Origin of the sequence: Pseudomonas nitroreducens (assembly GCF_014204515.1) — a bacterium.
GTDB classification, from domain to species: Bacteria; Pseudomonadota; Gammaproteobacteria; order Pseudomonadales; family Pseudomonadaceae; genus Pseudomonas; species Pseudomonas nitritireducens_A.
Map to the genome: position 1 here is coordinate 161,474 of NZ_JACHLI010000013.1, position 11,739 is coordinate 173,212.

Annotated in this window: 14 protein-coding genes; 10 read left to right on the forward strand and 4 right to left on the reverse strand. The window is 65.2% G+C overall.

Annotation, left to right across the window (positions count from 1 at the left end):
* Positions 1-41: 41 nt before the first annotated feature.
* From HNP46_RS17610 to HNP46_RS17625, 4 genes are read left to right on the forward strand one after another with little or no spacing between them, the layout of a single operon-like run.
* Positions 42-569, forward strand: a complete 528-nt coding sequence (locus tag HNP46_RS17610) for a gamma carbonic anhydrase family protein (protein ID WP_184591290.1) — start codon at positions 42-44, stop codon at positions 567-569.
* A complete protein-coding gene (locus tag HNP46_RS17615) occupies positions 562-750 on the forward strand; it encodes a DUF1289 domain-containing protein (protein WP_184591293.1) in 189 nt (62 codons plus the stop codon). Before HNP46_RS17610 ends, HNP46_RS17615 begins: the two co-directional genes overlap by 8 nt.
* A gap of 57 nt (positions 751-807) precedes the next feature.
* A complete protein-coding gene (gene purT / locus HNP46_RS17620) occupies positions 808-1,989 on the forward strand; it encodes a formate-dependent phosphoribosylglycinamide formyltransferase (RefSeq protein ID WP_184591295.1) in 1,182 nt (393 codons plus the stop codon).
* On the forward strand, positions 1,986-2,714 hold the full coding sequence (locus HNP46_RS17625) for an SGNH/GDSL hydrolase family protein (RefSeq protein ID WP_184591299.1): 729 nt from the start codon (positions 1,986-1,988) through the stop codon (positions 2,712-2,714). The genes purT and HNP46_RS17625 overlap by 4 nt, the downstream gene beginning before the upstream one ends.
* Positions 2,715-2,811: 97 nt before the next feature.
* On the opposite strand, the gene HNP46_RS17630 is transcribed toward HNP46_RS17625, so the two are convergent.
* The 3 genes from HNP46_RS17630 to HNP46_RS17640 form a co-directional block, all read right to left on the reverse strand.
* Positions 2,812-4,125 (reverse strand): MFS transporter, encoded by a 1,314-nt coding sequence (locus tag HNP46_RS17630; protein WP_184591302.1) that lies wholly within the window; start codon positions 4,123-4,125, stop codon positions 2,812-2,814.
* A gap of 286 nt (positions 4,126-4,411) precedes the next feature.
* Positions 4,412-5,704 carry an HlyC/CorC family transporter gene (locus tag HNP46_RS17635; RefSeq protein ID WP_184591304.1) on the reverse strand — a complete coding sequence of 431 codons (1,293 nt, stop codon included), beginning with the start codon at positions 5,702-5,704 and terminating at the stop codon, positions 4,412-4,414.
* Positions 5,705-5,746: 42 nt separating this feature from the next.
* Positions 5,747-6,547: a cytochrome C assembly family protein gene (locus HNP46_RS17640; RefSeq protein WP_184591307.1), complete on the reverse strand. Its 801-nt coding sequence runs from the start codon at positions 6,545-6,547 to the stop codon at positions 5,747-5,749.
* A 221-nt stretch (positions 6,548-6,768) separates the two neighbouring features.
* Here HNP46_RS17640 and ffh point away from each other — a divergent pair, with 221 nt between their 5' ends.
* The 6 genes from ffh (at position 6,769) to HNP46_RS17670 (ending at position 10,814) form a co-directional block, all read left to right on the forward strand.
* Positions 6,769-8,142, forward strand: a complete 1,374-nt coding sequence (ffh, locus tag HNP46_RS17645) for a signal recognition particle protein (RefSeq protein ID WP_184591310.1) — start codon at positions 6,769-6,771, stop codon at positions 8,140-8,142.
* 144 nt (positions 8,143-8,286) lie between these two features.
* On the forward strand, positions 8,287-8,535 hold the full coding sequence (rpsP, locus tag HNP46_RS17650; protein ID WP_152225269.1) for a 30S ribosomal protein S16: 249 nt from the start codon (positions 8,287-8,289) through the stop codon (positions 8,533-8,535).
* A 5-nt stretch (positions 8,536-8,540) separates the two neighbouring features.
* Positions 8,541-9,077, forward strand: a complete 537-nt coding sequence (gene rimM, locus HNP46_RS17655; RefSeq protein ID WP_184591313.1) for a ribosome maturation factor RimM — start codon at positions 8,541-8,543, stop codon at positions 9,075-9,077.
* 24 nt (positions 9,078-9,101) lie between these two features.
* On the forward strand, positions 9,102-9,845 hold the full coding sequence (gene trmD / locus HNP46_RS17660; protein WP_024766884.1) for a tRNA (guanosine(37)-N1)-methyltransferase TrmD: 744 nt from the start codon (positions 9,102-9,104) through the stop codon (positions 9,843-9,845).
* 43 nt (positions 9,846-9,888) lie between these two features.
* Positions 9,889-10,239 (forward strand): 50S ribosomal protein L19, encoded by a 351-nt coding sequence (gene rplS / locus HNP46_RS17665; protein ID WP_017522234.1) that lies wholly within the window; start codon positions 9,889-9,891, stop codon positions 10,237-10,239.
* Between the two features lie 161 nt (positions 10,240-10,400).
* A complete protein-coding gene (locus HNP46_RS17670; RefSeq protein ID WP_184591315.1) occupies positions 10,401-10,814 on the forward strand; it encodes an acyl-CoA thioesterase in 414 nt (137 codons plus the stop codon).
* A gap of 157 nt (positions 10,815-10,971) precedes the next feature.
* On the opposite strand, the gene HNP46_RS17675 is transcribed toward HNP46_RS17670, so the two are convergent.
* Complete coding sequence (locus tag HNP46_RS17675; protein ID WP_184591339.1) at positions 10,972-11,616, reverse strand: hypothetical protein; 645 nt, start codon at positions 11,614-11,616, stop codon at positions 10,972-10,974.
* Positions 11,617-11,739: the final 123 nt, after the last annotated feature.

The window sequence follows — 11,739 nt, forward strand, 5'->3', positions numbered from 1 at the left end:
GACCCGATAACAAAGAGCGGCCCCTGCCTGAGGAGAAACCCATGAAGTACCGCCTGGGCTCGTCCCGAGTCGAAACCCATCCGGAAAGCTGGATCGCCCCCAATGCCACGGTGGTCGGCAAGGTGCGCCTCGATGCCGGCGCCAGCGTGTGGTTCAACGCCGTGCTGCGCGGCGACAACGAGCTGATCCACATCGGCGAGCACAGCAACGTGCAGGATGGCACCGTCATGCACACCGACATGGGCTTCCCGCTGACCCTGGGCAAGGGCGTCACCATCGGCCACAACGCCATGCTGCACGGCTGCCAGGTGGGCGACTACAGCCTCATCGGCATCAACGCGGTGATCCTCAACGGCGCGAAGATCGGCAAGTACTGCATCATCGGCGCCAACGCGCTGATCCCCGAGGGCAAGGAAGTCCCCGATGGCTCGCTGGTCATGGGCTCGCCCGGCAAGGTGGTGCGCGAGCTCACCGAGCCGCAGAAGAAGATGCTCGAAGCCAGCGCCGCCCACTACGTACACAACGCCCAGCGTTACGCCCGCGACCTGGCCGAGCAGGAAGATGACTGAAGAACGTCCCGTTGCCTCGCCCTGCGTGCACGTCTGCGCGCTGGACGATGCCGACATCTGCCTGGGCTGCCAGCGCAGCGCCGCCGAGATCACCCGCTGGGGGCTGATGGACAATGCCGAGCGCCGCGAGGTGCTCAAGCGCTGTGAACAGCGCGCCCGCGAGCAGGGCGTGCTGGTCTAGGGCTTCTGCTACATCTGCCATCCCGATTCGAACTTTCCCTTCCCGAGGTTTCCCGCAATGCCCCGTATTGGAACTCCCCTGTCGCCGAGTGCGACCCGCGTACTGCTCTGTGGCTCCGGCGAACTGGGCAAGGAAGTGGCGATCGAGCTGCAGCGCCTGGGCTGCGAAGTCATCGCCGTGGACCGCTACGCGAACGCGCCGGCCATGCAGGTGGCGCATCGCAGCCATGTGATCAGCATGCTCGACGGCGTCGCCCTGCGCGCTGTGATCGAGCAGGAGAAGCCGCACTACATCGTGCCGGAGATCGAAGCCATCGCCACCGCGACCCTGGTCGAGCTGGAGAGCGAAGGCTACACCGTCATCCCCACCGCCCGTGCCGCTCAGCTGACCATGAACCGCGAGGGCATCCGTCGCCTGGCCGCCGAAGAGCTGGGCCTGCCGACTTCGCCTTATCACTTCGCCGACACCTACGAGGACTACGCCGCTGGCGTCGCCGCCGTGGGCTACCCGTGCGTGGTCAAGCCGATCATGAGCTCCTCGGGCAAGGGGCAGAGCGTGCTCAAGTCCGACGCCGACCTGAAGACCGCCTGGGACTATGCCCAGGAAGGCGGCCGCGCCGGCAAGGGCCGTGTCATCGTCGAAGGCTTCATCGACTTCGACTACGAGATCACCCTGCTGACTGTGCGCCACACCGGTGGCACCACCTTCTGCGCGCCCATCGGCCACCGCCAGGTGAAGGGCGACTACCACGAGTCCTGGCAGCCCCAGGCCATGAGCCCGAAGGCGCTGGCCGAGTCCGAGCGCGTGGCCAAGGCAGTTACCGAAGCACTGGGTGGCCGCGGCCTGTTCGGTGTGGAGCTGTTCGTCAAGGGCGATGAAGTCTGGTTCAGCGAAGTCTCGCCGCGTCCGCACGACACTGGCCTGGTCACCCTGATTTCCCAGGACCTTTCCGAATTCGCCCTGCACGCCCGCGCCATCCTCGGCCTGCCGATCCCGGTGATCCGCCAACTGGGCGATTCCGCCTCGGCGGTGATCCTGGTGGAAGGCAAGTCGCAGCAGGTGTCCTTCGGCAACCTCGGCGCCGCCCTCAGCGAGCCGGATACCGCGCTGCGCCTGTTCGGCAAGCCGGAAGTCGACGGCCAGCGCCGCATGGGTGTGGCCCTGGCGCGCGATGAGTCGATCGACGCCGCCCGTGCCAAGGCCACCCGTTCGGCCCAGGCAGTCAAAGTCGAGCTGTGAGCCGCTGGGCGGGGCTGATGTGGTGGGCGGCGGCGGTGCCGTTGCTGCCGCTGGCCCTGCCCATGGCCGTGCGCACCCGGCGCACGGCCTTGCGCCTGGCACCCGCCGCGGGCGTCTGCGAAGGCGTCGCCGGGGCGGAGTTGGCCGGCGAACCCTTTCGTCTGTTGCTGCTGGGTGAATCCACTGTCGCCGGTGTTGGCGCCTCCTGCCTGGACTTCGCGCTGGCCGGCCGACTGGCCCTGGCGCTCTCCAGCCGCCTCCAGCGCCCCGTCGCCTGGCGGGCGGCGGGGGAAAATGGCATCACCGCGGGTGAGGCCTGCGAACGCCTTTTGCCGCGGGTGGCCGAACAGGACTTCGATCTCGTGGCGCTGGTCTTCGGCGTCAACGACACCACCCACTTCAGCTCCAGCCAGCGCTGGCTGGCCTCCCTCGGACAGTTGATCGAGCACTTCCGTGGTCGTGGCGCGCGGGTCGTGTGTACCGCGGTGCCGCCATTGCAGCACTTCACCGCCTTGCCCTGGCTATTGCGGCAACTGCTGGGCTGGCGCGCGACGCTGCTGGATCGCCAGCTCAGCGCCCTGGCGCTGGCGCAGGGCGCCGGCTATTGCGGGGTGAGCCTGGAGATGCAGCCGCAGTTCCTGGCCATCGACGGCTATCACCCGTCGGCGCTGGGCTACCAGGTCTGGGGCGAGCATCTGGCGCAGTGGCTGGTCTCGCAAACCTGACCTTGTCATTGCTAGACGTCCACGAAAAGCATCGCGGACAGAGCCCGCTCCTACGAAAGTGCCAGGCAGCGTAGGAGCGGATTTATCCGCGAAAGCCTCAGCGGATATCGTTCAGGTCATCCCCGCGGGTCTCGCGCAGGCACAGCACCGCCAGCAGGCTGAGCGCTGCCGCGACCGAGACATAGCCGCCGACCCAGCTCAAGCCGCCCATGCCCACCAGCTTCTGCGCGATGTACGGCGCCACCGAGGCGCCGAGGATGCCGCCCAGGTTGTAGGCTGCCGACGCGCCGGTGTAGCGCACGTGGGTGGGGAAGAGTTCCGGCAGCAGCGCGCCCATGGGGGCGAACGTCACGCCCATGAGGAACAGTTCCAGCGACAGGAACACCGCGACTTCCACCGACGAGCCCTGGCTCAGCAGCGGCTCCATGGCGAAGCCCGAGGCGATGGCGGCGACGCAGCCGACGATCAGCACCGGCTTGCGCCCGAAGCGGTCGCTCAGCCAGGCGGAGACTGGCGTTGCAGCGGCCATGAAGAGCACGGCGATGCACAGCAGGCCGAGGAAGTCCTCACGGCTGTAGCCCAGGGTGCTGACGCCGTAGCTCAGCGAGAACACCGTGGAGATATAGAAGAGGGCGTAGCACACCACCATCGCCAGCGCGCCCAGCAGGGTCGGGCGCCAGTGTCTGGCGAACAGCTCGGCGATCGGCAGGCTGGAGCGTTCGTGGCGTTCCATGGCCTTGGCGAACACCGGGGTTTCCACCAGCTTCAGGCGCACATAGAGGCCGACGATCACCAGCACGGCGCTGAGTACGAAGGGAATGCGCCAGCCCCAGGCGCGGAACTGCTCTTCGCTGAGCAGCATGGCCAGGCAGAGGAACAGGCCGTTGGCGGCGAGGAAACCGATCGACGGGCCCATCTGCGGGAACATGCCGAACCAGGCGCGGCGGCCCTTGGGTGCGTTCTCTGTGGCCAGCAGCGCGGCGCCGCCCCATTCGCCGCCCAGCCCCAGGCCCTGGCCGAAGCGCAGCACGCAAAGCAGGATCGGCGCCCAGGCGCCAATGCTGTCGTAGCCCGGCAGCAGGCCGATGAGGGTGGTGGAAATGCCCATCAGCAGCAGCGAGGCCACCAGGGTCGACTTGCGCCCGATGCGGTCGCCGAAGTGGCCGAACAGCGCCGAGCCCAGCGGGCGGGCGAGGAACGCGATGCCGAAGGTGATGAAGGCGCTGAGCGCCTGGGCGGTGCCGGAGGTCTGCGGGAAGAACACCGGGCCGATCACCAGCGCGGCAGCAGTGGCGTAGACGTAGAAGTCGTAGAACTCGATGGCGGTGCCGATGAAGCTGGCCACCGCAACGCGGGTGGTGGAGTTGGTCTGTGCGGCCGGTTGTGCGGCTTCGAGGGTGGCGCTGGTCATACGGGGTCGATCCCTGGCAGTCAGGCGCGGCGACGACTCTTCAGGTCGTGTCCGACGTTTCTTGAGGCATCGCCATGGCGCGAGTGCGAGCGCGGCCCGGGATCGGGGCAGGGGAGGCGCGGCTCGCGGCGGGTCAGGGCGAGGCCGGCTGCTTCGCAAGGCAACGACGCGGGGTCGAGGCTCGGCGGGGCGTGCGATTGACTGGCCGGCGGGACGTCGCGGGTAGCGACGGGCGCCGGTGGGAGGCTGGGTAAGCCGTCCGGATTATAGGGGCGGGCGGGGCGCCTCAGGCAAGTTCGTCGGCGTAGGGCTCTTTCGGCGGTGCGCCGGGCAACCAGGCGCGCACGCTTTTCACCCGGTTCTCGCCCGATTGCAGGATCTCCAGGCGATAGCGGCCGATCTTCAGGCACACCGCGCAATCGGGAATCTGTTCCAGCGCTTCGGTGACCAGGCCGTTGAGGGTCTTGGGGCCGTCGCTGGGCAACTGCCAGCCCAGGGCACGGTTGACGTCGCGCAGGTTGGCCGAGCCGTCGATGACGTAGGTGCCGTCGGCCTGGGGGTGGATATCCGGGTTGCGCAGGGTGTTCTGGTTGCTGAACTCGCCGACTATTTCTTCGAGGATGTCTTCCAGGGTGATGATGCCGATCACCTCGCCGTACTCGTCGACGACGATGCCGATGCGCCGCTTCTGCTTCTGGAAGTTGATCAGCTGGGTCGACAGCGGCGTGCTCTCGGGCACGAAGTAGGGCTCCAGGCACGCGGCCTTGAGGCTGTCCTTGGTCAGCTGGTTGTGGGTCAGCAGGCGGGCGATCTGGCGCATGTGCACCACGCCCTCGACCTGGTTGATGTCGTTGCGGAACACCGGCAGGCGGGTGTGGGTGGTGTTGCGCAGTTGGCCGATGATGGTTTCCAGCTCGTCGTCCAGGTCGATGCCCTGGACTTCGTTGCGCGGCACCATCAGGTCGTTCACCGTGATCTTTTCCAGGTCGAGGATGCTCAGCAGCATGTCCTGGCGGTTGTTGGTGAGCTTCTCCGCGGAATCGGTGACCACGCTGCGCAGCTCGTCGTTGCTCAGCGGCTTGTTGCCCTTCTGGGTCGGGTCGAGGCCGCCCAGGCGCAGCAGGCCGTTGCTGACGCCGTTCATCAGCCAGAGCAGCGGGGTGAACAGCTTCTGCATCCACAGCAGCGGCAGGCTGGCGGGGAAGGCCACGCGCTCGGGGCGCAGGGCGGCGTAGGTCTTGGGGGTGATCTCGCCGAAGATCAGCAGGACCAGCGTCAGCGCCACGGTGGCGATGGCCACGCCGGCCTCGCCCCACAGGCGCAGGGCCAGCAGGGTCGCCAGCGACGAGGCGATGATGTTGACGAAGTTGTTGCCGATCAGGATGGTGCCCAGCAGCCGGTCGGTGCGCAGCAGCAGCCAGCTGGTACGGCGGGCGCCGCGGTTGCCCTGCTTGGACAGGTGGCGCAGGCGGTAGCGGTCGAGGCTGAGCATGCCGGTCTCGACGCTGGAGAAGAACGCCGAGCAGAGGATCAGGAAGATGAGCAGGCCGATCAGGTAGCCGGGGTGGATCTCTTCCATGCGCGCAGGTCCTTCAGCGGCGCATCCGCGCCGCCGTTAGCGTCAGATGTGCAGGATGAATTCCTTGACCAGCTTGCTGCCGAAGTAGGCCAGCATCAGCAGGCAGAAACCCGCGAGGGTCCAGCGGATCGCCTTGTGGCCGCGCCAGCCGAGCTGGTGGCGACCCCACAGCAGCACGCCGAAGACCACCCAGGCGAAGCAGGAGAGGATGGTCTTGTGGGCCAGGTGCTGGGCGAACAGGTTGTCGACGAACAGCCAGCCGGAGATCAGCGACAGCGAGAGCAGCGACCAGCCGCCCCAGAGGAAGCCGAACAGCAGGCTTTCCATGGTCTGCAGCGGTGGGAAGTTGCGGATCAGCCCCGACGGGTGCTTGTGCTTGAGCTGATGGTCCTGCACCAGCAGGAGCAGCGCCTGCACCACCGCGATGGTCAGCAGGCCATAGGCCAGGATCGACAGCAGGATGTGGGCGAGGATGCCCGGCTGCTCGTTGATCGGCTCGATGGTGCCGTGGGGCATCAGCGCGGCCAGCAGGGTGGTCAGCGCGCCCAGCGGATAGAGCACGATCAGCAGGTTGTGCACCGGGATGCGCAGGCAGGCCAGCAGGGTCAGCGCGGTGACGGCGGCGGAGATCAGGCTGGCGGCATTGAAGAAGTCCAGCGTCAGGCCGGCCGGCGTCAGCAGCTCGCGGCTCAGGGCGTAGGCCTGGCAGAGCAGGGCGAGCAGGCCCAGCAGGAGGAGCAGCGGTTTCTGCGGCGGGGTGCGGCGGGCCAGGCTTGCGCCCTGGTAGACGGTGGTGCCGATATAAAGGACGGCGGCGATCAGGCTGGGCAGCAGAGGTTGCATAAGTCCTTGGAACAGTCCTTCGACAAGGGGACCCGAAAGGTGCTGAGTTTGGCACAGATCGCCCGCGCCTAGAAAGCCGCTGAGAACAGTTCGCTTCTGGCCTGCGAAGCCGTCCGCCATCCAGGGATCATCGGCGGTGTTGGCGCTGGCCGCACTTCGCTATAATCGGCCGCTTGCTGACAAGCCAAACTTAGGCCCGACCGGGCTGATTAGGAACGCGCATGTTCGAAAACCTTACAGATCGCCTCTCGCAAACGCTGCGCCACGTCACCGGCAAGGCCAAGCTGACCGAGGACAACATCAAGGACACGCTCCGCGAAGTGCGGATGGCCCTGCTGGAGGCCGACGTGGCCCTGCCGGTGGTCAAGGACTTCGTCGCCAGGATCAAGGATCGCGCGGTCGGCACCGAGGTTTCCAAGAGCCTGACCCCGGGCCAGGCTTTCGTGAAGATCGTCCAGGCCGAACTGGTCGAGCTGATGGGCGCGGCCAACGAGGACCTCGACCTCGCCGCCGCTCCGCCGGCGGTCATCCTGATGGCCGGCCTGCAGGGCGCGGGCAAGACCACCACCGCCGGCAAGCTGGCGCGCTTCCTTAAGGAGCGCAAGAAGAAATCCGTGCTGCTGGTGTCCGCCGACGTCTACCGCCCGGCGGCGATCAAGCAGCTGGAGACCCTGGCCAACGATCTGGACGTGACCTTCTTCCCGTCCGATACCAGCCAGAAGCCCGTGGACATCGCCGAGGCGGCGATCCGCGAGGCCAAGCTGAAGTTCATCGACGTGGTCATCGTCGACACCGCCGGCCGTCTGCACATCGACGCCGACATGATGGACGAGATCAAGCAGGTCCACGCGGCGATCAAGCCGGTGGAAACCCTGTTCGTGGTCGACGCCATGACCGGCCAGGACGCCGCCAACACCGCCAAGGCCTTCAACGATGCGCTGCCGCTGACCGGCGTGGTGCTGACCAAGGTCGACGGCGACGCCCGTGGTGGTGCGGCGCTGTCGGTGCGCGCCATCACCGGCAAGCCGATCAAGTTCCTCGGCATGGGCGAGAAGAGCGAAGCGCTCGATCCGTTCCACCCCGACCGCGTGGCCTCGCGCATCCTCGGCATGGGTGACGTGCTCAGCCTGATCGAGCAGGCCGAGCAGAACATGGACCGCGAGAAGGCCGAGAAGCTCGCGAAGAAGATCAAGAAGGGCAAGGGTTTCGACCTGGAAGACTTCCGCGATCAGCTGCAACAGATGAAGAACATGGGCGGCCTGGGCAGCCTGATGGACAAGCTGCCGATGCTCGGCGGCGTCAACCTGTCGCAGATGGGCAACGCGCAGAACGCGGCGGAGAAGCAGTTCAAGCAGATGGAGGCGATCATCAACTCCATGACCCCCGCCGAGCGCCGCGATCCGGAAGTCATCAGCGGTTCGCGCAAGCGCCGTATCGCCATGGGTTCGGGTACCCAGGTGCAGGACGTGGGTCGCCTCATCAAGCAGCACAAGCAGATGCAGAAGATGATGAAGAAGGTCACCGCCAAGGGCGGCATGGCCAAGATGATGCGCGGCATGGGGAGCATGTTCCCCGGCGGCATGCCCAAGATGTGAGGCCAGACGGCTCGCCGCCCGGCGGGCCGGACGCGCTGCGGCTTGCGGCGCGGGGCTTTAGCTCATAGAATATGCGGCCTTTCGGGCTATGTGCCCGAGGGCTGCATTTCTTTTTTGCAAGCAAACCATAGGAACAACGTACGCATGGTAACCATTCGTCTGGCTCGTGGCGGCTCCAAGAAGCGCCCGTTCTATCACCTGACCGTGACCAACAGCCGCAACGCTCGTGACGGCCGTTTCGTCGAGCGCGTCGGCTTCTTCAACCCCGTTGCAACTGGTGCCGAGGTCAAGGTCTCGATCAACCAGGAGCGTCTGAACTACTGGCTGAGCCAAGGCGCTCAACCGTCTGAGCGTGTTGCTCAGCTGATCAAGGACGCCGCCAAGGCTGCCTGAGATCGATGAACACGAATACTGCTCCCGCCGAGGAGATGGTTGTTCTCGGCAAGATCGTATCGGTGCACGGTATTCGTGGTGAGGTGAAGGTGTATTCCTTTACCGATCCGTTGGACAACCTGCTGGATTACCGTCGCTGGACGCTCAGGCGTGGCAACGAGGTCCGACAGGCTGAGCTGGTTCAAGGTCGCGTGCAGGGCAATGTCCTGGTCGCGAAGCTGAAGGGTCTGGAAGATCGCGAGATCGCCCGCACCTTCGCCGAATTCGAAATCCTGGTCCCGCGCAGCGAGCTGCCGGTGCTGGATGATGGCGAGTTCTACTGGAGCCAGTTGGAAGGTCTCAAGGTGATCGACCAGAACGGGCAACTGTTCGGGATTCTCGACCACATGCTGGAGACCGGCGCCAACGATGTGATGGTAGTCAAGCCCTGCGCAGGCAGCCTGGACGACCGTGAACGCCTGCTCCCGTATACGGATCAGTGCGTGCAATCGGTGGACCTGGAAGCCGGCGAGATGCGGGTGGACTGGGACGCGGATTTCTAACCCGTGGATGAGAGCCCTCAGCCGATGTGGATAGGAGTCATCAGCATCTTTCCGGAGATGTTTCGCGCCATCAGCGACTATGGCATCACGAGTCGCGCGGTCAAGCAGGAGCTGATTCAGCTGCAGTGCTTCAACCCGCGAAGCAACACCGAGGACCGTCACCAGACGGTGGACGACCGGCCTTTCGGCGGTGGTCCCGGCATGGTGATGAAAATCAAGCCGCTCGAAGGCGCACTGGGCGATGCCCGGCAAGCCGCAGGCGGTCCGGTGAAGGTGATCTACCTCTCGCCGCAAGGTCGCAAGCTGACGCAGGCGGCCGTGAAGGAACTGGCGAACGAGGAACGATTGATCCTGATCGCCGGGCGTTACGAAGGCATCGACGAGCGCTTCATTGAAGAGCATGTCGATGAGGAATGGTCAGTTGGCGATTATGTCCTGTCCGGGGGTGAGCTTCCGGCCATGGTGCTGATTGACGCGGTCACGCGGTTGTTGCCCGGTGCACTGGGCCACGTGGACTCCGCCGAGGAGGACTCCTTCACGGATGGCCTGCTCGACTGTCCGCACTACACCCGACCCGAGGTGTACGCAGACAAACGTGTTCCGGAGGTGCTGCTCAGCGGCAACCACGAACACATCCGGCGCTGGCGTTTGCAGCAGTCCTTAGGCAGGACCTGGGAACGACGTGCCGATCTTCTGGATTGCCGCTCGCTTTCTGGAGAAGAGAAAAAGCTGCTGGAGGAATACATCCGCCAGCGGAACGATAGTTAACGTATCGATGGCCCGCGCCGAGCGCAGGTCTTAGGAGCACGAAATGACCAACAAGATCATTCAGCAGATCGAAGCTGAACAGATGAGCAAAGAGATTCCGGCGTTCGCCCCCGGCGACACCGTAATCGTCCAGGTTAAAGTGAAGGAAGGCGACCGTCAGCGTCTGCAGGCCTTCGAAGGCGTTGTCATCGGCAAGCGTAACCGCGGCCTGAACAGTGCTTTCACCGTTCGCAAGATCTCCAACGGCGTAGGCGTAGAGCGTACCTTCCAGACCTACAGCCCGCTGGTTGACAGCATCTCCGTCAAGCGTCGCGGCGACGTGCGCAAGGCCAAGCTGTACTACCTCCGCGAACTGTCCGGCAAGGCAGCTCGTATCAAGGAAAAACTGGCCTAAGTCGCCGGTTCTTCCCCGAAAAAAGCAGCCCACGGGCTGCTTTTTTCTTGCCTGTGTGTTTTTCGCTCTTTAATTGGACGCCCCATCTGCCCCGGCAGCGCATTAGAAGCACAACACCCGCAGCACCGGCAGCCACCCTCAGTGCATCAGGTAGCAGTGGCATGAGCCCCAGAGAACAGGAAATCCTCCGTCGTACGGAGCTGTCCGAAACCCGCGTGACCAAGGCGATCTTCCCGCCCACCACCAACCACCACAACACCCTGTTCGGCGGCACCGCGCTGGCCTGGATGGACGAGGTCTCGTTCATCGCCGCGACGCGCTTCTGCCGGCTGCCGCTGGTGACCGTGTCCACCGACCGCATCGATTTCAAGCACCCGATCCCCGCCGGCTCCATCGTCGAGCTGATCGGCCGGGTGGTGAAGGTGGGCAACACCAGCCTCAAGGTCGAAGTGGAAGTGTTCGTCGAGAGCATGTCCGCAGACGGTCGCGAGAAGGCCATCCATGGGCTGTTCAGCTTTGTCGCCATCGATGACGAGAAGCGCCCGGTGCCGGTCCTGACCGGCTTCGAAGACTGAAATACAAGAAGGCGCCCTTGGGCGCCTTCTTGTATTTCGGTGGGAGCAGCTTTTCGTAGGAGCGAGCTTGCTCGCGAACGCATATCGCCGGAGATCCCCGTGTTGTGCGGTTCGCGAGCAAGGACTGGGCGCGCCCCTCGGCCCTGCACGAAGGGTGTCAGTGGCGCAGGCTGATCTTCAGCGACGCCTGGGACAGGTCGATGTTCTGCAGGCTCAGGCTGCCCATGCTCTGGGTCTTGGGTGCGCCGGCGACGCGGATGTTGTCGAAGCGCACTTCGCCGATCGAACTGGGCAGGCGCACGTTGATGGTGCCGTCGGCATTCAGTGAGGAGGAGGCGTGCAGGGTGTCGTACTTCACGTCCTGCAGCGAAGTCTCGGCGTCCAGGCTGTCCACCACCGGCATCACCAGGCGCGACAGCTGCTTGATGGTGCCGACGCCGTCACCGCTTTCCGCGCTGACCAGCAGGCCCTGCAGGGTGTCGTCGAAACCCTGGGCGCTGACGTCGCTCATCTCGCGGTCGCTCAGCGGCTTCAGGCCCTTGGGCGCCTCGTGGCGGGTGATGCTGGTCGGCGCCTGGCGCTGCACGTCGGCACTGGCCAGCTGGAACGGGCTGAGCAGGGCGGCGACCAGGGTTGCGGCCAGGCGCAGGTTGTTCTGCTTCTTCAGTGCGCGGCCAAGCTGGCGTTCGCTGATCCAGCCCTGCTGGATCAGGGTTTCGCCCAGGCGCAGTCCGTTGCTGAGCTGGAGCTGGATGGCCTTATCCAGCTGTTGCGAGGTGATCAGGCCCTTGCTGACAAGGATCTGGCCGAGGCGGGAGTTCTGTTGACTGTGGTTTGGCCCCCTGTATCTGAGGGCAGGGCCTCACGCTTAAACTAGGAGATAGTCTTGTGACTGGTTTTAAGCGTATGCCCAATGGAAGTGATG

Bases quoted from the DNA above. Each gene is read 5' to 3' on its own strand.
- HNP46_RS17610 (WP_184591290.1), top strand. From the start codon at position 42: ATGAAGTACCGCCTGGGCTCGTCCCGAGTCGAAACCCATCCGGAAAGC.
- HNP46_RS17615 (WP_184591293.1), top strand. From the start codon at position 562: ATGACTGAAGAACGTCCCGTTGCCTCGCCCTGCGTGCACGTCTGCGCG.
- purT (WP_184591295.1), top strand. From the start codon at position 808: ATGCCCCGTATTGGAACTCCCCTGTCGCCGAGTGCGACCCGCGTACTG.
- HNP46_RS17630 (WP_184591302.1), bottom strand. From the start codon at position 4,125: ATGACCAGCGCCACCCTCGAAGCCGCACAACCGGCCGCACAGACCAAC.
- HNP46_RS17635 (WP_184591304.1), bottom strand. From the start codon at position 5,704: ATGGAAGAGATCCACCCCGGCTACCTGATCGGCCTGCTCATCTTCCTG.
- HNP46_RS17640 (WP_184591307.1), bottom strand. From the start codon at position 6,547: ATGCAACCTCTGCTGCCCAGCCTGATCGCCGCCGTCCTTTATATCGGC.
- ffh (WP_184591310.1), top strand. From the start codon at position 6,769: ATGTTCGAAAACCTTACAGATCGCCTCTCGCAAACGCTGCGCCACGTC.
- rpsP (WP_152225269.1), top strand. From the start codon at position 8,287: ATGGTAACCATTCGTCTGGCTCGTGGCGGCTCCAAGAAGCGCCCGTTC.
- rimM (WP_184591313.1), top strand. From the start codon at position 8,541: ATGAACACGAATACTGCTCCCGCCGAGGAGATGGTTGTTCTCGGCAAG.
- trmD (WP_024766884.1), top strand. From the start codon at position 9,102: ATGTGGATAGGAGTCATCAGCATCTTTCCGGAGATGTTTCGCGCCATC.
- rplS (WP_017522234.1), top strand. From the start codon at position 9,889: ATGACCAACAAGATCATTCAGCAGATCGAAGCTGAACAGATGAGCAAA.
- HNP46_RS17670 (WP_184591315.1), top strand. From the start codon at position 10,401: ATGAGCCCCAGAGAACAGGAAATCCTCCGTCGTACGGAGCTGTCCGAA.